Consider the following 23,225-nt stretch of genomic DNA (forward strand, 5'->3'; position numbering starts at 1 on the left):
GGTGCGTCCGCCGTGCAGGTCGCGACCGGCCTGCCGGTGCGTGGACGGCGTTGGAAGCGCGGGGAGCTCAACCCCGCGTTCCGCATCGTGGCGTCGATCGTCATCCCGACGTTCCGGTTCTCGTCGAACTACCACTGGTACGGCCCGAACCGCCTGCCGGCGGACGGTGCCTTCGTGCTCGCGCCGAACCACTTCACGAACATCGACCCGCTGGTCGTCGGCACCGCCGTCTACATCAGTCGGCGGGCCCCGCGGTTCCTGGCCAAGGCCTCGCTGTTCAAGGTGCCCGTCTTCGGCAAGCTCATGTCCGGCATGGGCCAGATCCCGGTCGAGCGCTCCGGCCGAACCCGGTTGAGCGACCCGCTCGGTGGCGGGCGATCGCTCATCGAGCAGGGCGGGGCGATCATCGTCTACCCCGAGGGCACGCTCACCCGCGACCCCGACCTGTGGCCGATGCGCGGCAAGACCGGAGCCGTCCGCATCGCGCTCGAGAACGACGTGCCGCTGATCCCGATGGCCCACTGGGGTACGCAGGGCATCATGGCGCGCTACTCGAACAAGCTCCGCCTGTTCCCGCGGTCGCGCGTGGACGTCATCGTCGGCGACCCCGTCGACCTGTCCGCCTACCGTGGCCGGCCGATCGACCAGCAGATGCTGACCGAGGCCACCGAGCTGCTCATGCAGCGCATCACGGAGCTGCTCGAGCAGCTCCGTGGCGAGCAGGCCCCGAAGACCCGCTGGGACCCGGCGGCGAACAACCAGAAGGAGACCGGCCGGTTTGAGTGACCTCCGCCCGCACGACGATCGTCCCGACCCCGTCGCAGCAGCGCCGGGTGCCTTCGACACCGCCGCGATCCGGGTGGTGATGCAGTCGACCGACAAGCCCCGCGTGGCGGTCATCGGTGCCGGCAGCTGGGGCACCACGTTCGCGAAGGTGCTCGCCGAGGGCGGTGCCTCCACGGTCGTGTGGGCCCGTCGTCCCGAGGTCGCCCGCGAGATCACCGAGACGAAGCGGAACTCCGACTACCTGCCCGGCATCAACCTGCCCCGCACCCTCACGGCGTCGACGTCGCTCGAGCAGGTGCTCGACGGCGCCACCCAGGTGTACGTGTCGGTACCGTCGCAGACCCTGCGCTCGAACCTCGACGCGATCCGCGAGCTCCTGCCCGCCGGTGTACCGGTCGTCAGCCTGATGAAGGGCGTCGAGAAGAGCACCGGCCTGCGGATGAGCGAGGTCCTGCTCCAAGGGCTGGGCATCGACCAGGACCGCATCGCCGTCGCCAGCGGGCCGAACCTGGCTCTCGAGATCGCGCGCCGGCAGCCGACCGCCGCCGTCGTGTCGTCGTCCTCGCTGGAGACTGCCACCGCCGTCGCCGCCGTCGCCACGAACCCGTACTTCAGGTCGTTCATCAACACCGACGTCATCGGCACCGAGTTCGGCGGCGTGCTGAAGAACCTCATCGCCGTCGCGATCGGCATCGTCGACGGCGTCGGTTACGGCGAGAACACCAAAGCGTCGATCATCACGCGCGGGCTCGCCGAGATGACCGAGTTCGCGGTGTCCCTCGGCGCGCAGCCGTCGACCCTGTCGGGGCTCGCGGGCCTCGGCGACCTCATCGCGACCTGCCAGTCGCCGCTGTCCCGGAACAACACGGCCGGGCGCCTGCTCGGGCAGGGCTACCGGTTCGACGAGGTCGTGCGGCAGATGAACCAGACCGCCGAGGGCCTGGCGTCCGTCGCACCGATCCTCGAGCTCGCCGCCGCGAACGGCGTCGACATGCCCATCGTCAGCCAGGTCGGCGAGGTCCTCGCCGGTAGGCTCGATCCGCGCAACATCGCGCCGCACCTCACCGAGACCGACGAGCCCCAGGGCGAGTGACCGGTCCCGCACCGAGTCACGAAGGGACTCCCGTGCCCACGATCCCCGAGGGAACCGACGTTCCCACGACCACCGTCGCCGTCCTGTTCGGCGGGCGCTCGAGCGAGCACGAGATCAGCTGCGTGACCGCCGGCGGCATCATGGACGTCGTCGACCGCACCGAGTACGAGATCGTCCCGATCGGCATCACGAAGGACGGCGGGTTCACGCTGCAGTCCGACGACCCCTCGCAGTGGGCGATCCGCGACGGCTCCCTGCCGACCGTGCCCGACAACGGCACGCGTGTGGCGTTCCCGACCTCGCCGGCGACGAACGAACTCGTCGTCTCGCACCCGGACGGCTCGGTCACGACCGTCGCCGTCGACGTCGTGTTCCCGATCCTGCACGGTCCGTTCGGCGAGGACGGCACGATCCAGGGCCTGCTCGAGATCGCCGGTCTGCCGTACGTCGGTGACGGCGTGCTCGCGAGTGCCCTGGCGATGGACAAGCACGTCGCGAAGGCCGTCCTCGAGCACGCCGGTCTGCGGGTCGCTCCCTGGACGACCGTGCTCCGCCGCGAGTGGGCGGCCGACCCGGTCGACGTCGCCGAGACGATCGCGGCGCACGGCTGGCCGCTGTTCGTGAAGCCGGCACGCGCCGGGTCGAGCATGGGCGTCTCGCGCGTCGACGGGCCCGACGAGCTCGGCGCCGCGATGGACCTGGCGTTCGAACACGACTCCAAGGTGATCGTCGAACCCCGCGTCGTCGGCCGCGAGGTCGAGGTCGCCGTGCTCGAGGGCCGTGACGGTGCGCCGCGCACGAGCCTGCCCGGCGAGATCGTCGTGGCCGAGGACGGTTTCTACGACTTCGCGTCGAAGTACCTCGGTGGCGACGAGTCGCTGCTGTGCCCGGCGCCGCTCACCGAGGCGCAGACCGACGAGATCCGGTCGATCGGTGCACGCGCGTTCGAGGCCATCGGTGGCTCGGGGCTGGCCCGGGTCGACTGCTTCCTGACCGACGACGGCTTCGTCGTGAACGAGGTCAACACGATGCCCGGGTTCACCCCGCTGTCGATGTACCCGCGCTGCTGGGCGGCATCCGGTGTGTCCTACGGCGAGCTGGTCACCGAGCTCATCGAGCTGGGGCGCGCCGCCGTCCGCTGACGCTGGTCGGGGTCGGGGTGTGTCAGCCCTGCACGTCAGACGGTTCCAGGCACTGCGTTGGTCGGTGCTGCTCCGTCCTTCGGCTCAGCCCTGCACGTCAGACGGTTCCAGGCACTTGTGGCCGTCCTTCGGCAGGGTCGACACCGCCGTCGCGATGTCCTGCAGCACCGCGTTGCCGGTCTTCGACGTGTCGACGACGACCTGCACCGCCGGGGACCGTCCGAACGTCGTGTAGACGATCTGCTTGCCGCGGTCGTCGCGGATCCAGTCGACCGACCCGAGCGTGAAGCACGGCAGGTCGGACACGGTCGGCACGGCCACGCCGCAGTGGTACAGCGCGGCCTCGGGGTCGCCCCAGGCCGCGGTGGACTGCGCGTTGGTGTTCCGCAGGTCGTACGTCGAGTCGACGGTCGCGGGCAACCGCACCTGTGCGGCCGCGCACGCCGCTGCGTTCGCGGAGGGTGCCGCGCTCATGCCGACGGAGTTCGTGCACCCGGTCAGCCCTGCCGCGAGGGCGATCACGACCCCCGCGATCGCGAGGGTGCGAGGGGTGCGGCGCGCGGTGTCCATCGCGGTCCAGGCTACCGTTCTCGTGTGGACGCGACGTACGACGCCTGGGCCGGACCGACCGTGGGGGAGCTCGGTGAGCTGGTCGTCCTCGACCGGATCACGAGCCGGCTGCCGGCGGGCTCACCGCTCGTGGGGCCCGGGGACGACTGCGCCGTCGTCGCCGCTCCCGACGGCCGGTTCGTCGTGACGACGGACATGATGGTGCACGGCCCGGACTTCCGGTGGGCGTGGTCATCGCCCGAGGACGTCGGCTGGAAGGCCGCCGCGACGAACCTGTCGGACGTCGCGGCGATGGGCGCGGTGCCGAGTGGCCTCGTCATTGCTCTCGCCGCACCGCAGGACACCCCCGTGGCGGTGCTCGAGGGCATCGCGAACGGGTTCCGCCTCGCCGTCGACGCCCTCGCGCCCGGATGCGGTGTGGTCGGCGGCGACCTCTCCACCTCGGCGACCTTCACGGTGGCGGTGACGGCGTTCGGCGACCTCGGTGGCCTGGCCCCGGTGCTCCGGTCAGGGGCTCGTGTGGGCGACGTCGTGGCGGTCTCCGGCGAACTCGGCCGTGCTGCCCGCGGGCTCGCACGGCTCTTCCGTGACGGCGTGGACGCGCAGGGCGAGCCGGACCGTGCAGCGACGGTGGCGAGCGGTGCGGACGCCGATCTCGACGTCGACCGCCAGCGCCGCCCCGTGCCGCCGATCACCGACGGGCCCCTCGCTGCTGTGGCCGGGGCGACGGCGATGCTCGACCTGTCCGACGGCCTGGCGATCGACGCCGGGCGGCTGGCCCGTGCGAGCCGGGTGGCGCTCGACCTCGATGCCGACGCCCCGCTCGACGAGGTCGCGCTGCACGGCGGCGAGGACCACGGCCTGCTCGCGACCTTCCCCGCCGAGGCCCCGCTGCCGGGTGGCTTCCGCCGCATCGGAGTCGTGCGCGACCGCGGCGACGCGGACCTGCTGCGCGCCGGAGCCCCGGTGCCGACGACCGGCTGGGACCCCTACGCCGACTGGGACGGCGCCGCCGGCTGACCCGCCCGGCCCGACTCCGGACGGAGGCGACGTGGCGGAGCCGAGCCGGGCCTCCCGGTCAGTGCGCGCGCATCTGTCGACGGAACACGCGTCGATCACCTGGTGTCCTGTCGGAAGTTGCGCACGCATCCGATGCATGCGCATCTTGCGACACGGCACGCGTCGATCAACTCGTGGATCGTCGCGAAACGCGCCCACCCACCGAGACCCGCGCGGCTCAGCCCTCGGCGGCCACGGCCTCCCACGCCACGGTCTCGCCGTAGCTGCGCTTGCTGAACGGCTCGAGCCCAGCGGGCCACGTCGGTTCGGCGGAGCGCTTGCTCCGCTCGACGACCACCACGGCACCGGCGGTCAACCGCGGCACCAGCGTCTCGAGCACCTCGGCGATCTCGTGCTCCGTCACGTCGTACGGCGGGTCGATGAAGACCAGGTCGAACGTGCGCACCGTCCCGCGCAGGTACCCGAGCACCGGCTGCGGCTGCACGTCGATCCGCACCCCGGGGATCCGCTGCTGCACGGCCTTCGCGTTCGCCCGGCACGCCTGCGCCGCGGCCGACGCGCGGTCGACCAACACGACCTCGACCGCACCGCGCGACGCCGCTTCGAGCCCGAGGGCACCGGTGCCGGCGTAGAGGTCCGCGACGGAGGTGTCGTCGACGAGCCCACGGGCCTCGAGCGACGAGAACAGCGCTTCGCGCACCCGGTCGCTCGTCGGCCGGGTGCCGGACTTCGGCACACGGAGCGTCGTGTTGCCGGCGGCGCCGGCGATGATGCGGGTCATACAGCCACCGTATCGGCCGGCGGCGTCGTCCACAGGCCGGACGGGAGGCACGTGGCACGTCGGTCGTGCCCGGTACCGTGGTGTCCGTGGTCACCACCGGAACCCCCGCTGCGCCGGCCGCGCCCGACCTCGGTCCGGCGCCCCTCGACGCGCGGCTCGCGAACGTGCTCGGTGGTCGGACCGCGTCCGCGATCGAGAAGGCGTTCGGCCACCGCACGGTGGGGGAGTTCCTCGAGCACGCACCCCGGCGCTACGCCGAGCGCGGTGCCCTGACGGCGCTCGACTCCCTGGCGATCGGTGAGCCGGTCACCATCGTGGCCGAGGTGGTCGACGTCCGCGAGCGCACGATGCGTGCCCGTCGCGGATCGATCCTCGAAGCGAAGATCGGCGACGGCAAGGGGCTGCTCACCCTGACGTTCTTCAACCAGGGCTGGCGCACCAAGGACCTGGTGCCCGGTGCCCGTGGCATCTTCTCCGGCAAGGTCAGCGACTACCGCGGTGCCCGCCAGCTCGCCCACCCGGACTACGAGCTCTTCGACCCCGACGACCCTCGCGCCACGGCCGACCCGGGTTCGGACGAAGCGATCCGGTGGTCGCGGCAGCCGATCCCGATCTACCCGGCGACGGCGTCGCTCACCTCGTGGCAGATCGCGAAGTCGATGGGCATCGTGCTCGACACCCTGCCGGACCTGCCCGACCCGGTACCGGCCTCGGCGCGCAGCCGGCTCGACCTCGTCCCGTTCCGTCGGGCGCTCGAGCTCCTCCACCGCCCCGAGAAGGTCGCGGACTTCAAGCGCGCACAGGACGCCCTGCGCTACCGCGAGGCATTCGTGCTGCAGACCGCCCTGGTGCAGCGCCGGATCCGCGCGCGACGCACCGCGGCGACCCCGCGGGTGGCTGCTCCCGGTGGCATCCTCGAGCGCTTCGACGCCACCCTGCCGTTCACCCTGACCGACGACCAGCGTGCCGTCGGTGCCGAGATCGACACCGACATCGCCCGCACCTGGCCGATGCACCGGCTGGTGCAGGGCGAGGTCGGCTCGGGCAAGACCCTCGTGGCCATCCGCGCCATGCTCACGGTGGCCGAGTCCGGTGGGCAGTCCGCCCTCATCGCCCCGACCGAGGTGCTGGCCGCGCAGCACCTGCGGTCCATCGTGAAGTTCCTCGGACCGGACCTCGCGGCCGAGCTCCGTCCGGTGATCCTGACCGGGTCGCAGTCCACCGACGAACGCCGACGGGCGCTGCTCGCCGCGGCGTCGGGCAGCTCGCGGCTCGTGGTCGGCACCCACGCCCTGCTCGGCGACCGCGTCGACTTCGCGGAGCTCGGGCTCGTGGTCGTCGACGAACAGCACCGCTTCGGCGTCGAGCAGCGTGAAGCGCTCCGGACCAAGGGCGCGACCCCGCCGCACGTCCTGGTGCTCACCGCCACCCCGATCCCGCGCACCGTCGCGATGACGGTGTTCGGTGACCTCGACGTCTCGACGATCACCGGGCTGCCCTCCGGTCGTGCCGGCGTCGAGACCTTCACGGTCCCGCTGGCGGAGCACCCCGGGTGGGAGTCCCGCATCTGGTCCCGGATGGCGGAGGAGCTCGACAAGGGGCGTCAGGCCTTCGTGGTCTGCCCCGCGATCGACGACGCCCACGCCGAGGACGACGGCGAACCCGCGCCCGCCGAGTCCGAGGACGACGCCCCCAAGCGCGCGCCGGCGACCGTGCTCGCCACCGCCGAGCGGATGCGCACGATGCCCGTGCTCGATGGCCGGCGGATCGCGGTGCTGCACGGCCGGATGACGGCGGAGGAGAAGGACCGCGTGATGACGTCCTTCGCCGCCGGCGACCTGGACGTCCTCGTCGCCACGACCGTGATCGAGGTCGGTGTCGACGTGCCGAACGCCGCGATGATGGCCGTGCTCGACGCCGATCGCTTCGGCGTCTCCCAGCTGCACCAGCTGCGCGGCCGCATCGGCCGTGGGCAGTGGGCGGGCGTCTGCCTGCTCGTCACCACCGCCGAGCTCGAGACCACCTCGCGGGAGCGCGTCGACGCGGTGTCGGCCTCGGACGACGGCTTCGAGCTCGCCCGGGTCGACCTCGAACTCCGGCGCGAGGGCGACGTGCTCGGCGAGCGGCAGTCGGGCGGCCGGTCGTCACTGAACCTGCTGCGCGTGGTCGAGCACGCCGACCTCATCGTGGACGCCCGTGGCGAAGCCGAGCGGGTCCTCGAACCCGATCCCGAGCTCGACGGGTCCCCGGCCCTGCGTGAGGCACTGGCACGCCGCCTCGACGAGTCCGACGCGGCGTTCCTCGGCAAGAACTGACCCGGAACCGGACGCCCCGGCACGGACCGGTATCGTCGCTGCCATGGCGCAGATCGCGGTGGTCCCCGGTTCCTTCGACCCCGTCACGCTCGGGCACCTCGACGTCATCGGTCGAGCCGCCGGGCTGTTCGACGAGGTGCATGTGCTCGTGGTGCACAACCCGGACAAGAAGCCCGCGATGTTCGAGGCGGTCGACCGCGTCCGGCTCATCGAGGAGTCCCTGGCCGAGGTCGGCACGCCGGGAACGGTCCGGGTCGGGGAGTGGACCTCCGGGCTCCTCGTCGACTACTGCCGGCAGGTCGGGGCGAAGGTGCTCGTCAAGGGCGTGCGATCGGGCGAGGACGTCGCCTACGAGACCCCGATGGCGATCATGAACCGGCACCTCGCCGACGTCGAGACCGTGTTCCTGCTGCCCGACGCCTCGCGCTCCCACGTGTCGAGCTCGCTCATCCGCCAGGTGTCGACGCTCGGCGGCGACGTCACCCCCTACGTGCCGAAGGCCGTGGCAGCAGCCCTCGCCGCACGCTGAGCCGTACGCCGAGCCGCGCGCCGAGCCGGAAGCCCGGCCGGCCGACGCGCGGACACACCCCCGCCTGCCTCGACTCTCGGCTGCGTTCACGCTAGGGTTGACGATCGTGTCTTCCCACGTGAACAGCCCCTACGCCCTGCGCGTGCGCGACCTGGCGCACCGTCCGGGCGAGATGCGCGAGCACTCGCTCGACATCGTGGTGCCGGACGCGCTGGGAGCCGGTGTGATCGCGGTGCGCGAAGGTGCTCCGCTGCGCATCGACCTGCGGCTCGAGGGCCTGCACGAGGGTGTCCTCGTGTCCGGTCACGCCTCGGCCGACGCGACGGGGGAGTGCTCGCGCTGCCTCATCGACATCAGCGAACCCGTCGAGGTCGATTTCGCCGAGCTGTTCGCGTATGATGCCTCGGAGGATTTCGACTTCTTCGTTCGCGATGACCACGTGGACTGCGAACAGGTCGTTCGAGATGCGGTGGTGCTGGCGCTGCCGTTCCAGCCGGTCTGCCGACCGGACTGCCCAGGCCTCGACCCGGTGACGGGCGAGCGACTGGCCGACCTCGATGAGCAGCCCGTTCACGAGACCCTGGACCCGCGCTGGGCAGCCCTGACCGGCATCCAGCTCGAAGCAGCCGAGCGTGCCGCCCACGGCGACACCACCGACACGAAGACCACCGAGGGCGAGGAGCGGGCCGAGGCCGAGTAGGCCCCGACACCGCCAGCCCCCGTACCGACCACCGACCAACCGAAAGAGATTCACCATGGCCGTTCCCAAGCGCAAGCAGTCCCGTGCGAACACGCACGCCCGTCGTTCGCAGTGGAAGGCCACGCCGATCCAGCTCGTCAAGACGATCGAGAACGGTCAGGTCACCTACAGCCTCCCGCACCGCGCGAAGGTCGTCGAGGACTCGGCCGGCACCCCCCTGTACATGGAGTACAAGGGCCGCAAGGTCGCCGACGTCTGATCGGACCGAACGCATGACGACGACGTCCGGCGCCACGGGGTCCCGCCCCGTGGGGCCGGACGTCGTTCGTCTGCAGGGCCAGCTCGGGGTCGACATCGACCTCGAGCTGCTCCAGCTCGCCCTGACACACCGCTCCTACGCCTACGAGCACGGGGGCATCAAGCACAACGAGCGCCTCGAGTTCCTCGGCGACTCGATCCTCGGCCAGGCCGTGACCGTGAAGCTCTACCGGTCCTTCCCAGACCTCGACGAGGGTGACCTCGCGAAGCGTCGCGCCAGCCTGGTGTCGACGGTCGCGCTGGCCGAGATCGCCCGGATGATCGGGCTCGGCCAGTACCTGCGCCTCGGCAAGGGCGAGGAACAGACCGGCGGCCGCGACAAGTCGTCGATCCTCGCCGACACCGTCGAAGCCGTCATCGGTGCCACCTACCTGTCAGCTGGCCCCGACCCCGCGACCGACCTGGTGCTCCGCCTGGTCGAACCGCTGATGATCGACCCCGACCGCTTCGGCGCCGCGATGGACCCGAAGACGAGCCTGCAGGAGCTCGCGGCGAGCCTGTCGCTCGGCAACCCGGCCTACCGCGTCACCGAGACCGGCCCGGACCACGACAAGACCTTCAGCGCGACCGTCGTCCTGCAGGGCGAGGACATCGCCGTCGGCACCGGCTCGAGCAAGAAGGCCGCCGAGATGTCCGCGGCGCTCGACGCCTGGACCCGGCTCTCCGGCCGAGCGGCCTGACCGCGTGCCCGAACTCCCCGAGGTCGAGGTCGTCCGCGCCGGCCTCGAACCCGCGGTCAGCGGCGCTCGGGTGCTGCACGTCGACGTCGTGGACGAGCGCGCGCTCACCCGGCACGACGGCCCGGCCGAGGACTTCGCCGACCGCCTGACCGGTCGCACCATCGCCGCAGCGGTCCGTCGGGGCAAGTTCCTCTGGATGCCGTTGCAGCCCGAGCACGAGGGTGACCGGCCCGAAGCGCTCGTCGCTCACCTCGGCATGAGCGGCCAGATCCTGCTCGGCCGCGATCGACCGGCGGCGAAGCACCGCCGCATCCGCATCGACGTGCAACCCGCCGGCACCGACCGCGACGGCACCGCCGAACCCGCGGTCGAGCTCGAGTTCGTCGACCAGCGCACCTTCGGCTCGATGGCGATCGACGCGATGGTGCCGACGGTCGACGGCGCCCCCGCCGGGTTCGCCGGGCACGTCGACGCATCGGACCCCGACGCCGTGTGGCGCCGGAGCGTGCCGCAGCAGGTGTCGCACATCGCCCGCGACCCGCTCGACCCCGCGTTCGACGACGACCGCTTCACCGCCATCGCCCGGAAGCGTTCGAGCGGCATCAAGCGGATCCTGCTCGACCAGGGCGTCGTGAGCGGCATCGGCAACATCTACGCCGACGAGTCCCTCTGGGCTGCGAAGCTGCACTACGACCGACCGGCCGAGCGGCTGACCCGTGCCGACCTCGCACGCCTGCTGCACGAGGTGCGCAGTGTCCTCCGGCGTGCGCTCGAGGACGGCGGGACGAGCTTCGACGCCCAGTACGTCAACGTCAACGGGCAGTCCGGGTACTTCTCGCAGCGTCTGAACGTCTACGGCCAGCAGGGGAAGCCCTGCCCCCGCTGCGGCACGACGATCGTGCGCGAGGCCTTCATGAACCGGTCCAGCCACATCTGCCCCGTGTGCCAACCGCGTCCACGCGCCCGTACGCGTTAGCCTGGCGCCCAGCAGCACAGCCCAGCAGCGGCCCCGCCGCAGCACGCGTGAGCACACCCGGAGACCGCATGTACTTGAAGAGCCTGACCATCAAGGGGTTCAAGTCCTTCGCGCAGCCGACGACGTTCGCGTTCGAGCCGGGCGTCACGTGCATCGTCGGCCCGAACGGCTCGGGCAAGTCCAACGTCGTCGACGCCCTGGCCTGGGTGATGGGGGAGCAGGGGGCGAAGACCCTGCGCGGCGGCAAGATGGAGGACGTCATCTTCGCGGGCACCTCGACCCGCGGACCGCTCGGCCGTGCCCAGGTGCTGCTGACGATCGACAACACCGACGGCCTGCTGCCGATCGACTACTCCGAGGTGACGATCGCGCGCACGCTGTTCCGCAACGGCGGCAGTGAGTACGCCATCAACGGCGAGAACTGCCGGCTGCTCGACGTGCAGGAACTCCTGAGCGACACCGGCCTCGGCCGCGAGATGCACGTCATCGTCGGGCAGGGACAGCTCGACAAGGTCCTGCACGCCACCCCGGAGGACCGCCGCGGGTTCATCGAGGAAGCCGCCGGCATCCTGAAGCACCGTCGCCGCAAGGAGAAGACCCTCCGGAAGCTCGACGCGATGCAGACGAACCTGACCCGCCTGTCCGACCTGGCGGGCGAGATCCGGCGCCAGCTGAAGCCGCTCGGCCGCCAGGCCGAGGTCGCGCGCAAGGCCCAGTCCGTCGCCGCCGTCGCGCGGGACGCCAAGGCCCGCATCCTCGCCGACGACGTCGTCCGGCTGCGCCGCGAGCTGCACGACCACCAGGAGGTCGAGGCGGGCCGCAAGTCCGAGCGCATCGTCCTGACCGAGCGACTCGACCAGACCCGGGTCCGCCAGCAGCACGTCGAGCAGAGCATGGTCGGCGACGACGTCGACCGCGCCCGGACCGTGGTGCACCGCCTGGAGAGCGTGCAGGAGCGCCTGCGCGGGCTGTCCAGCCTGGCGAACCAGCGGCTGATGTTCCTGGCGCAACAGGCCGACGCCCCGCAGCAGGGCCCCTCGACCACCCCGGAGCGGGTGGCCGGTGTCCGTGCCGAGGCCGATCGGCTCGCCGCCCGCGCCGACGAGATGCAGGGCGGCTCTGCGGAGACCGCCCGTGCGGTGCAGGCCGCACGTGACGCGCTCGACGCCCTCGACGAACGCATCGCCGCGCAGGCCGCCCGCGTCTCGCAGCACGACCTCGAGGCGCAGCGGCTGGCGAACGCCGTCGACGTGGCCCGGTCGAAGCGCGGGTCCACGGTGGCGGACCGTGAGCGTCGCGGGCGGGCCCTCGCCGAGGCGGGCGAACGCGCCGAGCGTGCGACCGCGGCCCTCGCCGAACTCGGCACCGATCCGTCCGAGGGGGTCGACGACGAGGCCCTCGCCGCCACGCTCCAGGCGGCTCGTGCGCAGCTGGAGACCGCGCAGGCCGCACGCGACGAGCGGCGCGACCGGCTGCACGCCCTCGAGCGCGAGCGGGACGCCCTCGACGCGCGGGTCGCGGCGCTCGGCATGTCGATCGACGTCCGCGACGGTTCGCAGGCGCTCATCGACGCCGGACGCGCGGGCATCGTCGGGCGTCTGGCCGACGCGCTCACGGTGGTGCCCGGGTTCGAGGGCGCCGTCGCCGTCGCGCTCGACGGGCTCGCCGACGCCGTCCTCGCCGACGACCGGTCGGTCGCGCTCGACGCCGTCGACCACGCCCGCTCCGCGGACATCGGACGCATCGACGTCGTCGTGGCGGACGCCGAGGTCCTCCCCACGGACCTGCCGGACACGCTGCCGCCCGGCGTCCGCCGCGCCCTCGACCTGGTGCAGGGCCCGCCGGCGATCGCCGCGATCCTGCGGAACACCCTGATCGCGGAGACTGCCGACGGCCAAGGCGCGACCGCCGACACACTCGACCTGGAGGCCGTGCTCGCCGCCGCCCCGCACGCGACGGTCGTCACCCGGTCCGGTGACCTCGTGCGCGCCGTCCGCGTCACCGGCGGCGGGGAACGCGTGACCTCGCGGATCGAGCTCGTCGCGGAGCGCGACGACGCCGTGACGCGACGCGACGCCATCAGGGCGGACGCCGAGGACGCAGCCACGGGCCTCCAGGCAGCACGCACCGCCGTCGAGGACGCACGCCGCCGTGCGGACGAAGCCGACGCTGCATCCCGCGCGCACGCGAAGGCGACGGCCGAGTACGACCGGGCCAGCGCCTCGACGCGGGCGAAGGCCGAGAACGCGGCGGCCGAGGTGGAGCGCCTGCGTGCCGCCCTCGCCGAGACCGACGGCGCCGTCGAGCTCGTCGACGCCGCCCAGGCAGAGGCCGAGGCGGCGCACCGCGCGTTCACCGAGCAGGAGCGGCCCGTCGTCGACGCCTCCGAGCGTCCGGGCCTGCAGGACGCACTCGAGGCCGCACGCGCCGCCGAGGTCGAGCAGCGCATCCAGGTGCAGACCGTGCGCGAGCGCGTCCGCGCCGAACGGCACCGCGCCGACCAGCTCGAACGCCAGCTCGAGGCCGAGCGCGCGGCGGCAGAGGAAGCAGCGCGTCGCGCGGTGATCCGACGCGGCCAGATCGAGACCGCCGAAGCCGTCCTCGCCGACCTGCCGGGCGTGCTGGGCGCCGTCGACCGGTCGCTGGCCGAGGCACGCGTGCAGCTCGCGACCGAGGAGTCCGAACGGTCGAAGCGCAACACCGAACTGCAGGCGATCCGGAACGAGGAGCGCGAGCTCCGCGACCGGCTGCAGACCATCACCGACGGCGTCCACTCGCTCGAGATGGAGATCTACGAGAAGAAACTGCACGTGTCGGGCGTGCTCGACCGGGCGTTGAGCGACCTCGGGTTGACCGAAGCCGTGCTCGTCACCGAGTACGGGCCGACCGTGCCGGTGCCGGTCGACGTGCTGGTGGACCCGCGGGTGCTGGCGCGGAAGCACCGCGACGCCGAGCGCGCGGCGGCTGCCGCGGCGGGCCTCGACGAGCCGGCGGACGGCGACACGGTGCCGGCGGACGGCGACACGGTGCCGGTCGACAGCGACACGGCGCCGGTCGACAGCGACACGGCGCCGGTCGACGATGCCGACACCGACATCGACCCCGACGGCGGCACGGCGGACCTCGACACCAGCCCCGGCGACGACACCGTGGCGCTCGTCGAGCTCGCGTCGACCCTGCCCGGCGGCCCCGCTCTGCCCGAGTTCGACGTCACCGACGAGGTCGACCCCGACGACGTCGAGACCGTGCCGTACGTCCGCGCGGAGCAGGAACGCCGCCTGCAGGCCGCCGAACGCGACCTCGGCCGGCTCGGCAAGGTGAACCCGCTCGCGCTCGAGGAGTTCCAGGCGCTCGAGCAGCGGCACGCGTTCCTCGCCGAGCAGCTCGAGGACCTGCAGAAGACCCGCAACGACCTGATGACGATCATCGACGAGCTCGACACGAAGATGCAGACGATCTTCGAGTCGGCGTTCAACGACACGAAGGACGCCTTCGACGTCATCTTCCCGATCCTGTTCCCGGGCGGCTCCGGCTCGATCAACCTCACCGACCCGACCGACCTGCTCGGCACCGGGATCGACGTGCAGGTGAAGCCCGCCGGCAAGAAGATCGACCGCCTGACGCTGCTGTCCGGCGGCGAGCGGTCCCTGGCCGCAGTGGCGCTGCTCGTCGCGATCTTCACCGCCAGGCCGTCGCCGTTCTACATCATGGACGAGGTCGAGGCCGCCCTCGACGACGCCAACCTCGGTCGCCTGCTGACGGTGTTCGAGCGGCTCCGCGAGTCCTCGCAGCTCATCGTCATCACGCACCAGAAGCGCACGATGGAGATCGCCGACGCCCTGTACGGGGTGTCGATGCGGCAGGACGGCGTGTCCGCCGTCGTCGGCCAGCGGGTGCAGAAGCGCGAGCCCGCCGACGCGGTCGCGTAGCCGCACTGGTCGCCTCCCGGTGCCGCGAAAGCGACAGATGTCCGCCAACAGTTCGCGGCACGCTGTCGCTTTCGCGGAGAGGATCGTGGGTCTGCGACGAGATCTGTCGCTTTCGCGGCTCTGGTCGCGACCACGGACAGACGGGAGGCACGGTGCCAGCTGGCACCGTGCCTCCCGTCTGCGTTGCCGCCCGTCCAGGGCGTGACGCTTACTCCGCGTCGGCCGCGACCGACTCCTTCGGCTCGCCCGTGGGGGTGAGCCCGCGCTCCTGGCGCTTCTTCGAGACGACCAGCGAGGCGGTCGTCGCGACCGCGATGGTCAGCAGGATGAAGCCCAGCGAGAACCAGATCGGGATCTCCGGCGCCCACTCGATGTGCTCGCCACCGTTGATGAACGGCAGCTCGTTGACGTGCATGGCGTGGAAGACGAGCTTCACACCGATGAAGCCGAGGATGACCGCGAGGCCCTGACCCAGGTAGATCAGACGCTCGAGCAGCCCGGCGATCAGGAAGTACAGCTGCCGCAGGCCGAGCAGTGAGAACGCGTTCGCGGTGAACACGATGAAGGCGTCCTGGGTCAGCCCGAAGATCGCGGGGATCGAGTCGAGCGCGAACAGCACGTCGGTCAGACCGATCGCGACCATGACGAGGAGCATCGGGGTGAACAGGCGCTTGCCGTCGACCTTGGTGGTCAGGCGGTCGCCGTCGTAGTGGTCCGAGGTCGGGATGATGCGCTTCAGGATGCGGATCAGGCGGGAGTCGCCCTCGTCACCACCGTGGTCGTTGCCGCTGCGGGCCTGCGACCACGCGAGCCAGAACAGGAGCGCGCCGAACAGGTAGAACACCCACGAGAAGTTCTCGATGATCGTGACGCCGAGGGCGATGAAGATGCCTCGGGCGACGAGGGCGATCGCGACGCCGACCAGCAGGACCTTCTGCTGGAACTCCTTCGGCACGGCGAAGCTCGTCATGATGATGAGGAAGACGAACAGGTTGTCGACCGACAACGCCTTCTCGGTGAGCCACCCGGCGAAGTACTCACCGCCGGCCTGTCCGCCGCCGAATACCAGGATGCCGAAGCCGAACAGGATCGCGAGTCCGATGTAGAACACGGACCAGAACGCGGATTCGCGGATGTGCGGCACGTGCGGGGTGCGCACGTGCGAGTAGAAGTCGAACACCAGCAGGGCGAGGATGCCTGCGATGGTGAGGAGCCAGACGAAGAGTGGGACGTCCACGGTTTCCTTCAGGTAGGGCGCGCCGCTGATGTGCGGGTACGCCGAGGCCTGAAGGTCTCTTCCGCCGTGTCGCACCGGAACCGGTGCTGCACGACCGGCGCCCCGGGTCCGGATCGTTCCGGGCCGTACTGACGGGGTCACCGAGAGGGAATACTCCCCTTCGTGAGACCGAGCATACCGGGCACAGCGGACATGCGCCGCGCTCTAAGCTGGGAGCATGGCGAGTTCCTGGTCACTGTCCTCACGGCTGCGCGGCCTCTTCCAGCGCAAGACGATCGACGAGACCACGTGGGAGGACCTCGAGACCGCGCTGATCGGCGCCGACTTCGGTCCGGACATCTCCGAGGCGATCATCGAGGACCTGCACGCGCGCGTCGACCGCTACGGCACGACCGACCCGGCCGACCTGCAACGCATGCTGCGTGAGGTGCTCGAGGAGCGGCTGTCGAAGCTCGACACCACGCTCAAGCTCAGCGCACGGCCCGCCGTCGTGCTCGTCGTCGGGGTGAACGGCGTCGGCAAGACCACGACGATCGGCAAGTTCGCCAAGTTCCTGAAGACCTACGACCGCACGGTCCTCGTCGGTGCGGCCGACACCTTCCGTGCTGCCGCGGTCGAGCAGGTCGCGACCTGGGCCGAGCGCGCCGGCGTCGACGTCGTCCGCCCGTCGCAGCCCGGGCAGGACCCGGCCTCGGTGGCGTACCAGACCGTCGAGAAGGCGATCCGCGACAACACCGAGATCGTCGTCATCGACACCGCCGGCCGCCTGCACACGAAGGCGGGCCTGATGGACGAGCTGACGAAGATCAAGCGCGTCGTCGAGAAGCAGACCGAGATCAGCGAGGTGCTGCTCGTCCTCGACGCGACCACCGGGCAGAACGGCCTGGCCCAGGCGCAGGCGTTCATCGAGGGTGCCGGGGTCACCGGCCTCGTCATCACCAAGCTCGACGGCTCCGCGAAGGCCGGCTTCGTGCTCAGCGTGCAGGAGAAGACGGGCATCCCGATCAAGCTCATCGGGCAGGGCGAGGGCATCAACGACCTGACCGGTTTCACCCCGCACGTGTTCGTGCAGAACCTCGTGGGCTGATTCCGGGTACTGTCTCCGCAGTACAGGGATCGTCCAGGTACACCGGAAGGAGCCCTTCAATGCCAGCACTCCTGATCATCGCGATCATCGTCGGCCTCGTCCTGCTCTTCAGCGGCATCTTCGTCGGTGCGCTGAAGTTCCTGCTGTGGGTCGGGATCGTCCTCATCATCCTGGCCGTCATCGGCTGGCTCCTCAGGAGCATCCGCGGTCGCGCATAGCGCTCGCGTCGCCCTGAACGGGCGGATGGACGAATGGGAGGCACGGTGCCAGCTGGCACCGTGCCTCCCGTCCGTCCGTGGTCGCGACCAGTGCCGCCACAGCGACAGACTGCCGCGAACTGTCGGCGGAGATCTGTCGCTTTCGCGGACGGGTGGACGGCTTCAGACGGCCTGGCGACCCGGTGTCGCGTCGAGCAGGTGCGAGAGGTGCTCGGGAACCGAGCCGCCACGCGCGACCGTGGCGCGTGCCCACAGGCGTCCGGCGCGGTACGACGACCGGACGAGCGGGCCGGCGAGGACCCCTGCGAAGCCCATCTCCTCGGCGACCTCACGCAGCGCCACGAACTCCTCCGGCTTGACCCAGCGCGCCACGGGCAGGTGCCGCGGTGAGGGGCGGAGGTACTGCGTCAACGTGATGATGTCCGTGCCGGCGTCGAACAAGCGCTGCAGGGCGTCCTCGATCTCGATGCGCTCCTCGCCCATGCCGAGGATCAGGTTCGACTTCGTGACGAGCCCGGCGTCGCGGCCCTGCGTGATGACGTCGAGGGAGCGCTCGAACGTGAACGCCGGTCGGATCCGCTTGAAGATCCGCGGCACGGTCTCGACGTTGTGGGCGAAGACCTCGGGGCGGGCGTCGAACACCTGGCCGAGCTGGTCCGGGCGGCCGTTGAAGTCCGGCACCAGGATCTCGACGCCGGTGCCGGGGGAGTGCTCGTGGATCTGGCGGATGGTCTCGGCGTAGAGCCAGGACCCGCCGTCGGGCAGGTCGTCGCGGGCGACTCCGGTCACGGTGGCGTACTTCAGGCCCATCGACACGACCGAGTCGGCGACCCGGCGGGGCTCGTCGCGGTCGAGCGGCTCGGGCTTGCCGGTGTCGATCTGGCAGAAGTCGCACCGGCGGGTGCACTGCGAGCCGCCGATCAGGAACGTGGCCTCGCGGTCCTCCCAGCACTCGAAGATGTTCGGGCAGCCGGCCTCCTGGCAGACGGTGTGCAACTGCTTGTCCTTGACCAGCGCGGACAGCTCGCGGAACTCGGGGCCCTGGGTGGCACGGGTCTTGATCCACCCGGGCTTCGTCTCGATCGGGGTCTCGGCGTTGCGGGCCTCGACGCGGAGCATCCGGCGGCCTTCGGGGGCGAGGGTCATACGAGGGTCTCCTGTCGAGCGGGCAGAGTGCTGGTGGATGCGGTGCTGGTGGGTGCGGTGCTGGTGGCTGCGCTGCTGATGCTCGCGGCGCTGCGTGCCGCGCGACTGATCCGGTCGCCGTTGTGCATGCCGTGCTCGGCGGCACGGATGCGGTCGACCACGACGTCGGCGAGGTCGGCGACCGTGACGGGACGCCCGGCGGCGGCGCTCAGCGTCGTCACGCCGGCGTCGGCGATGCCGCACGGCACGATCGCGGCGTAGGCGTCGAGTGCGTTGTCGCAGTTGATCGCGATGCCGTGGGTCGTCACGCCCTCGGCGACGTGCAGCCCGATGGCGCCGGCCTTGGCGGGCGGCGCACCGGTCGTCGGCGCGGACCCGGTCGTCCACGCGCCGCTCCGGCCGTCGATGCGCCGCGCGTCCACCCCGACGGTCGCCGCCGCGTCGATGATGACCTGCTCGAGGTCGCGCACCCACGCCACGACGTCGAACGGAACGGCCAGTCGGACGATCGGGTAGGCCACGAGCTGTCCGGGGCCGTGCCAGGTGATGCGTCCGCCGCGGTCCACGTCGACCACCGGGGCGCCGTTCGTCGGCAGGTCGGACGGCTCGGTGCGTCGGCCGGCGGTGTACACGGACGGGTGCTCGCACAGCACGAGGGCCCCGGGGGAGCGGCCGGCGACGACGGCGGCGTGGAGGTCCCGCTGCAGCGCGAGGCCCTCGGCGTAGTCGAGCAGCCCGGCAGGCCGCACGATCTCGAGTTCCGGCATGCGAGCGAGCCTACGATGGTTTCTGGACGGAGTACAACAACAGGGGCGACCTTGACCTGAACCGTGGTTGAGGGCTTCGGATGGCGGACATGGACATCCGCCAGGCACAGCTCGCCACCCGCTCGCTCGACGCCACCGCCCGGTTCTGGGAACGGCTCGGCTGCCCGGTCGACCGCGCCGACGGAGTGGTCGAGGTAGCGGTGGGGTCCACGCGCCTCCTGTTCCGGGAACTGCCGTGGATGACCGGTGCGCTGCACCTCGCGATCACGATCCCGGCGGGCACGTTCGACGTGGCTGCCGAGTGGATCGCCGGGATCGCGACGGTGCTGGTCGACGCCGACGGGCGTGACGAGTTCGAGGGCCCGCCGAACTGGAACTCGCGATCGGTGTACTTCGACGGACCGGACCAGCAGCTGCTCGAGCTCATCGAACGGCGGGACCTCGCCGCGGCCGCACTCGCACCGGCGCCCGTCGCACCCGTGTCGGGGCCAGCTTCCGCCGTTCCGCTCCTGTCCGTCAGCGAGGTCGGCATCGCCGTGCCCGACGTCCTCGGTGCCGTCGGGACGCTGCGCCGCGCCGGACTCGAGCCCTACGCCAACCCGGCAGGCGAGGGCTTCGCCGCGGTCGGTGACGTCGACGGTCTCGTCATCCTGGTGGCGCCGGACCGGCGCTGGTTCCCCACCGGTGACCGCCTGCCGTCGACCGCGCCGGTGGTCCTCGACGTCGGGCTGGACACCCCGGTCGAGCTCACGCCCGGCGTGCTGCTGCGCTGACCGACCGGGACCCGCGCTCCGAGCCTTGTAGAATCGACGGATCATGGCGCAATTCGGTTCACTCTCCGATCGGCTGACCGAGACCTTCCGCAATCTGCGGAGCAAGGGTCGGCTGACTCCGTCCGACGTCGACGGCACCGTCCGCGAGATCCGGCGGGCGCTCCTCGACGCCGACGTCGCGCTCGAGGTCGTCAAGGCGTTCACCGCTTCCGTGCGCGAGCGTGCCCTCTCCGACGAGGTCAACCGCGCGCTGAACCCGGCGCAGCAGGTCGTCCAGATCGTCAACGAGGAACTCGTCGGCATCCTGGGCGGGCAGCAGCGTCGCCTCGAGTTCGCGAAGAAGCCGCCGACGGTCATCATGCTCGCGGGTCTGCAGGGTGCCGGTAAGACCACCCTCGCCGGCAAGCTCGGCAAGTGGCTCAAGAAGGACGGCCACACTCCGATGCTCGTAGCGGCGGACCTCCAGCGTCCGAACGCCGTGCAGCAGCTGCAGGTCGTCGGCGAGCAGGCCGGCGTCCACGTCTTCGCGCCGGAGCCCGGCAACGGCGTCGGTGACCCGGTCAAGGTCGCCAAGAACGCCATCAAGGCCGCGGTCGACCAGCAGTACGACACCGTCATCGTGGACACCGCCGGTCGTCTCGGTGTCGATGCCGAGCTGATGAAGCAGGCCGCGAACATCCGCAAGGCCGTCGACCCCGACGAGGTCCTGTTCGTCATCGACGCGATGATCGGTCAGGACGCCGTCGTCACGGCCCGCGCGTTCCAGGAAGGCGTCGACTTCACCGGAGTCGTGCTGTCGAAGCTCGACGGCGACGCCCGCGGTGGTGCGGCACTCTCGGTGGCCAGCGTCACCGGCCGCCCGATCATGTTCGCCTCCACGGGCGAGGGCCTCGACGACTTCGAGCCGTTCCACCCGGACCGCATGGCGAGCCGCATCCTCGACCTCGGCGACATCATGTCGCTCATCGAGCAGGCCCAGTCGGCCTTCGACGAGGACGAAGCCCGCGCGGTCGCCGAGAAGATCGCGTCCGACTCGTTCACGCTGAACGACTTCCTGCAGCAGATGCAGCAGCTCCGCAAGGCCGGCTCGATCAAGGGCATGCTCGGCATGCTCCCGGGCGCCAAGGGCATGCGCGAGGCACTCGACAACTTCGACGAGCGCGAGATCGTGCGCACCGAGGCGATCATCCAGTCGATGACGCCGAAGGAGCGCGAACTCCCGAAGCTCCTCAACGGCTCGCGCCGACTCCGCATCGCCAGGGGTGCCGGCTCCACGGTCACCGAGGTCAACGCCCTCGTGAACCGGTTCGAGCAGGCCGCGAAGATGATGAAGACCGTCGCCCGTGGTGGCGTGCCGCAGATGCCGGGCATGGGTCCGATCCCGGGCATGCACGGCGGCAAGAAGCAGCAGCAGGGCGGCAAGAAGAAGTCGAAGGTCGGCAACCCGGCCAAGCGTGCGGCGATCGCCGCCGGTACGGCTGCCGCTCCGCAGCAGGCGCCGAAGGGCTCCGGCCTCGGCCTCGGCGGTGCCGCCAAGGGCGGCAAGGCGCCGACCGAGGAAGAGCTCGCGAGCCTGCAGAAGTTCCTGGGTCGCTAGTCGCGACCCCCTGACGGACGGGAGGCCCGTGGCGGATCCGCCACGGGCCTCCCGTCCGTCTATGCGCACGTCGTGACGTTCCTTCCCAGAACGGGCGCGATGGAAAGCTGAATCGGGCGTACCTGGTCGGAAGAAACGACCAGGTACGCCCGGATCGACCAGGTACGCCCGGATCGACCAGGTACGCCCGGATCGACCAGGTACGCCCGGATCGACCAGGTGGGTGGGCGCGGACTGGAGGCGCGGGGCGGGCTCACGACGTTCTTTCCCAGAACGGGCGCGATGGGAAGCCGAATCGGGCGTACCTGGTCGAAAGAAACGACCAGGTACGCCCGATCCGACCAGCTACGCGGAATGGCCCGGGGTCACAGGGACTCGCGGAACTCCGTGACCAGGTGGCGGACGACCTCGCGCAGGTCACCGCCGTGCTCCTGCGCGACCCGGAGCTGCCGCTGGTACGACGCCCCGTTCGCGATCATCGTGTCCAGGTGGTGCAACTCCTGCTGGCAGCCGAGCCGCTCGGCCACCGGGTCGAGCCGCTGCACCAGGTCGTGCACCTCGTCGGTCACGAGCCGCTCGTCGCCGGCGGCGTTCGTGATGATCTCGGCCTCCATGCCGTAGCGGGCGGCGCGCCACTTGTTCTCGCGGATGAACCACGGCTGCATCGTCGGCAGGGTCTCGCCGGCGTCGAGCCGGTCGGACATCGCGGTGACCAGGCACTGCACGAGGGCGGTGACGGCGCCGACCTCGTGCAGGGTCGAGATGCCGTCGGACACCCGGTTCTCGAGCGTGCCCCACTTCGGCGACGGGCGGATGTCCCACCGCAGGTCCTTCACGCTGTCGATGACGCCCGTGTGCGTGAGGTCGCTCACGACCTCTTCGAAGTTCGCCCAGGCACCGAGTGCCGGCGGCAGGCCTCCGGTGGGGAGCTGCTGGAACATGAGGGCCCGGTTCGAGGCGTACCCGGTGTCGATGCCGGCCCAGAAGGGGCTCGAAGCGGTGAAGGCCTGCAGGTGCGGGACGTACGCGAGCATCGCGCCGAGGATCGGTAGGGCCTTGTCGCGGTCGTCGATGCCGACGTGCACGTGCACACCCCAGATGAGCATCTGCCGACCCCACCAGCGCGTCCGGTCGATCAGGGTCGTGTAGTGCTCGCTGTCCGGGGTGATCTCCTGCTGGTCCCAGACGGCGAACGGATGCGTGCCGGAGCACATGACCTGGGCGTCGAGCGGCTCGGCGGCGTCGATGACCTCGCCGATGATGCCGGACAGCTCGCTCGTGGCGTCGCCGACCCGAGCGTGCACGCTGGAGACGACCTCGACGGTGTTGGTCAGGAGTTCCTCGGTCACCCGCTCGCGATCGCCGAGTCGTTCGTGCACGGCCGCGATGACGGCAGGGGCACGGGGCGCGAGGTCGCCGGTCGACAGATCGACCAGCGGGAGCTCCCACTCGACGCCGATGGTCGACGGAGGGGACTCGGTGAAGCGGATGTCCATGCTGTACATCCTGCCCGGAAGGTTGTCGGACACGCACAACGACGGCGGCTTCTGGTCGTGCGGAT

The 23,225-nt window shown here is 71.1% G+C and carries 21 protein-coding genes; 15 read left to right on the plus strand and 6 right to left on the minus strand.

Translation table 11 applies throughout. The annotated features are described in order from the left end of the window. Nucleotides 1-12 precede the first annotated feature (12 nt). From EDF42_RS04590 to EDF42_RS04600, 3 genes are all read left to right on the plus strand, one after another. On the plus strand, nucleotides 13-786 hold the full coding sequence (locus tag EDF42_RS04590; RefSeq protein WP_123294848.1) for a 1-acyl-sn-glycerol-3-phosphate acyltransferase: 774 nt from the start codon (nucleotides 13-15) through the stop codon (nucleotides 784-786). A gap of 79 nt (nucleotides 787-865) precedes the next feature. Beyond that, entirely contained in the window at nucleotides 866-1,879 is a 1,014-nt protein-coding gene (locus EDF42_RS04595) for an NAD(P)H-dependent glycerol-3-phosphate dehydrogenase (RefSeq protein ID WP_123339924.1), read from the plus strand. Nucleotides 1,880-1,911: 32 nt separating this feature from the next. Next, nucleotides 1,912-3,021, plus strand: coding sequence for a D-alanine--D-alanine ligase family protein (locus tag EDF42_RS04600; RefSeq protein WP_311316777.1), 1,110 nt, complete (start codon nucleotides 1,912-1,914; stop codon nucleotides 3,019-3,021). Nucleotides 3,022-3,105: 84 nt separating this feature from the next. Here the strand turns inward: EDF42_RS04600 and EDF42_RS04605 are convergent, their stop codons facing one another. Continuing rightward, on the minus strand, nucleotides 3,106-3,591 hold the full coding sequence (locus tag EDF42_RS04605) for a DUF3515 family protein (protein WP_123671609.1): 486 nt from the start codon (nucleotides 3,589-3,591) through the stop codon (nucleotides 3,106-3,108). A gap of 24 nt (nucleotides 3,592-3,615) precedes the next feature. Here EDF42_RS04605 and thiL point away from each other — a divergent pair, with 24 nt between their 5' ends. Further along, nucleotides 3,616-4,611 (plus strand): thiamine-phosphate kinase, encoded by a 996-nt coding sequence (thiL, locus tag EDF42_RS04610; RefSeq protein ID WP_123671610.1) that lies wholly within the window; start codon nucleotides 3,616-3,618, stop codon nucleotides 4,609-4,611. A 217-nt stretch (nucleotides 4,612-4,828) separates the two neighbouring features. Here thiL and EDF42_RS04615 read toward each other — a convergent pair whose 3' ends face one another. Beyond that, on the minus strand, nucleotides 4,829-5,392 hold the full coding sequence (locus EDF42_RS04615) for an RsmD family RNA methyltransferase (protein WP_123671611.1): 564 nt from the start codon (nucleotides 5,390-5,392) through the stop codon (nucleotides 4,829-4,831). 86 nt (nucleotides 5,393-5,478) lie between these two features. Here EDF42_RS04615 and EDF42_RS04620 point away from each other — a divergent pair, with 86 nt between their 5' ends. The 7 genes from EDF42_RS04620 (at nucleotide 5,479) to EDF42_RS04650 (ending at nucleotide 14,839) form a co-directional block, all read left to right on the plus strand. Continuing rightward, nucleotides 5,479-7,707, plus strand: a complete 2,229-nt coding sequence (locus EDF42_RS04620) for an ATP-dependent DNA helicase RecG (RefSeq protein ID WP_123671851.1) — start codon at nucleotides 5,479-5,481, stop codon at nucleotides 7,705-7,707. 43 nt (nucleotides 7,708-7,750) lie between these two features. After that, complete coding sequence (gene coaD / locus EDF42_RS04625) at nucleotides 7,751-8,236, plus strand: pantetheine-phosphate adenylyltransferase (RefSeq protein WP_111086053.1); 486 nt, start codon at nucleotides 7,751-7,753, stop codon at nucleotides 8,234-8,236. 118 nt (nucleotides 8,237-8,354) lie between these two features. Continuing rightward, nucleotides 8,355-8,936 carry a DUF177 domain-containing protein gene (locus tag EDF42_RS04630; protein WP_111086054.1) on the plus strand — a complete coding sequence of 194 codons (582 nt, stop codon included), beginning with the start codon at nucleotides 8,355-8,357 and terminating at the stop codon, nucleotides 8,934-8,936. Between the two features lie 55 nt (nucleotides 8,937-8,991). Further along, complete coding sequence (gene rpmF / locus EDF42_RS04635; RefSeq protein WP_017888273.1) at nucleotides 8,992-9,195, plus strand: 50S ribosomal protein L32; 204 nt, start codon at nucleotides 8,992-8,994, stop codon at nucleotides 9,193-9,195. Between the two features lie 13 nt (nucleotides 9,196-9,208). Further along, nucleotides 9,209-9,934 (plus strand): ribonuclease III, encoded by a 726-nt coding sequence (gene rnc / locus EDF42_RS04640; protein ID WP_228506018.1) that lies wholly within the window; start codon nucleotides 9,209-9,211, stop codon nucleotides 9,932-9,934. Nucleotides 9,935-9,938: 4 nt separating this feature from the next. Beyond that, nucleotides 9,939-10,910, plus strand: a complete 972-nt coding sequence (gene mutM / locus EDF42_RS04645) for a bifunctional DNA-formamidopyrimidine glycosylase/DNA-(apurinic or apyrimidinic site) lyase (RefSeq protein WP_123671612.1) — start codon at nucleotides 9,939-9,941, stop codon at nucleotides 10,908-10,910. A 68-nt stretch (nucleotides 10,911-10,978) separates the two neighbouring features. Continuing rightward, complete coding sequence (locus tag EDF42_RS04650; protein WP_123671613.1) at nucleotides 10,979-14,839, plus strand: AAA family ATPase; 3,861 nt, start codon at nucleotides 10,979-10,981, stop codon at nucleotides 14,837-14,839. A 208-nt stretch (nucleotides 14,840-15,047) separates the two neighbouring features. Here the strand turns inward: EDF42_RS04650 and EDF42_RS04655 are convergent, their stop codons facing one another. Next, nucleotides 15,048-16,076: a TerC family protein gene (locus EDF42_RS04655; protein ID WP_111086101.1), complete on the minus strand. Its 1,029-nt coding sequence runs from the start codon at nucleotides 16,074-16,076 to the stop codon at nucleotides 15,048-15,050. A 217-nt stretch (nucleotides 16,077-16,293) separates the two neighbouring features. Between EDF42_RS04655 and ftsY the strand changes: the two genes are divergently transcribed. Together ftsY and EDF42_RS18635 are read left to right on the plus strand one after the other, a co-directional pair. Next, nucleotides 16,294-17,163, plus strand: coding sequence for a signal recognition particle-docking protein FtsY (ftsY, locus tag EDF42_RS04660; protein WP_111086057.1), 870 nt, complete (start codon nucleotides 16,294-16,296; stop codon nucleotides 17,161-17,163). Nucleotides 17,164-17,222: 59 nt separating this feature from the next. Continuing rightward, nucleotides 17,223-17,381: a DUF4175 domain-containing protein gene (locus tag EDF42_RS18635; protein ID WP_139199230.1), complete on the plus strand. Its 159-nt coding sequence runs from the start codon at nucleotides 17,223-17,225 to the stop codon at nucleotides 17,379-17,381. 162 nt (nucleotides 17,382-17,543) lie between these two features. Here EDF42_RS18635 and lipA read toward each other — a convergent pair whose 3' ends face one another. Beyond that, a complete protein-coding gene (lipA, locus tag EDF42_RS04665) occupies nucleotides 17,544-18,527 on the minus strand; it encodes a lipoyl synthase (RefSeq protein WP_123671614.1) in 984 nt (327 codons plus the stop codon). After that, complete coding sequence (lipB, locus tag EDF42_RS04670; RefSeq protein WP_123671615.1) at nucleotides 18,524-19,294, minus strand: lipoyl(octanoyl) transferase LipB; 771 nt, start codon at nucleotides 19,292-19,294, stop codon at nucleotides 18,524-18,526. Before lipB ends, lipA begins: the two co-directional genes overlap by 4 nt. Nucleotides 19,295-19,383: 89 nt before the next feature. Between lipB and EDF42_RS04675 the strand changes: the two genes are divergently transcribed. Further along, nucleotides 19,384-20,067: a hypothetical protein gene (locus tag EDF42_RS04675; RefSeq protein WP_123671616.1), complete on the plus strand. Its 684-nt coding sequence runs from the start codon at nucleotides 19,384-19,386 to the stop codon at nucleotides 20,065-20,067. Nucleotides 20,068-20,110: 43 nt separating this feature from the next. Next, the gene (ffh, locus tag EDF42_RS04680) at nucleotides 20,111-21,664 is read left to right on the plus strand and encodes a signal recognition particle protein (protein WP_123339840.1); all 1,554 of its coding nucleotides are present in this window, start codon (nucleotides 20,111-20,113) and stop codon (nucleotides 21,662-21,664) included. A 365-nt stretch (nucleotides 21,665-22,029) separates the two neighbouring features. Here ffh and EDF42_RS04685 read toward each other — a convergent pair whose 3' ends face one another. Beyond that, nucleotides 22,030-23,169: a glutamate--cysteine ligase gene (locus tag EDF42_RS04685; protein ID WP_185003039.1), complete on the minus strand. Its 1,140-nt coding sequence runs from the start codon at nucleotides 23,167-23,169 to the stop codon at nucleotides 22,030-22,032. Nucleotides 23,170-23,225 lie beyond the last annotated feature (56 nt).

The organism is Curtobacterium sp. PhB172, assembly GCF_003752545.1.
Classification (GTDB): Bacteria; Actinomycetota; Actinomycetes; order Actinomycetales; family Microbacteriaceae; genus Curtobacterium.

Coding starts and splice junctions, on each gene's coding strand:
- EDF42_RS04675 (WP_123671616.1), top strand. CDS start 19,384: ATGGACATCCGCCAGGCACAGCTCGCCACCCGCTCGCTCGACGCCACC.
- rnc (WP_228506018.1), top strand. CDS start 9,209: ATGACGACGACGTCCGGCGCCACGGGGTCCCGCCCCGTGGGGCCGGAC.
- EDF42_RS04685 (WP_185003039.1), bottom strand. CDS start 23,169: ATGTACAGCATGGACATCCGCTTCACCGAGTCCCCTCCGTCGACCATC.
- rpmF (WP_017888273.1), top strand. CDS start 8,992: ATGGCCGTTCCCAAGCGCAAGCAGTCCCGTGCGAACACGCACGCCCGT.
- EDF42_RS04650 (WP_123671613.1), top strand. CDS start 10,979: ATGTACTTGAAGAGCCTGACCATCAAGGGGTTCAAGTCCTTCGCGCAG.
- EDF42_RS18635 (WP_139199230.1), top strand. CDS start 17,223: ATGCCAGCACTCCTGATCATCGCGATCATCGTCGGCCTCGTCCTGCTC.
- ftsY (WP_111086057.1), top strand. CDS start 16,294: ATGGCGAGTTCCTGGTCACTGTCCTCACGGCTGCGCGGCCTCTTCCAG.
- EDF42_RS04605 (WP_123671609.1), bottom strand. CDS start 3,591: ATGGACACCGCGCGCCGCACCCCTCGCACCCTCGCGATCGCGGGGGTC.
- coaD (WP_111086053.1), top strand. CDS start 7,751: ATGGCGCAGATCGCGGTGGTCCCCGGTTCCTTCGACCCCGTCACGCTC.
- EDF42_RS04595 (WP_123339924.1), top strand. CDS start 866: ATGCAGTCGACCGACAAGCCCCGCGTGGCGGTCATCGGTGCCGGCAGC.
- lipA (WP_123671614.1), bottom strand. CDS start 18,527: ATGACCCTCGCCCCCGAAGGCCGCCGGATGCTCCGCGTCGAGGCCCGC.
- ffh (WP_123339840.1), top strand. CDS start 20,111: ATGGCGCAATTCGGTTCACTCTCCGATCGGCTGACCGAGACCTTCCGC.
- EDF42_RS04615 (WP_123671611.1), bottom strand. CDS start 5,392: ATGACCCGCATCATCGCCGGCGCCGCCGGCAACACGACGCTCCGTGTG.
- lipB (WP_123671615.1), bottom strand. CDS start 19,294: ATGCCGGAACTCGAGATCGTGCGGCCTGCCGGGCTGCTCGACTACGCC.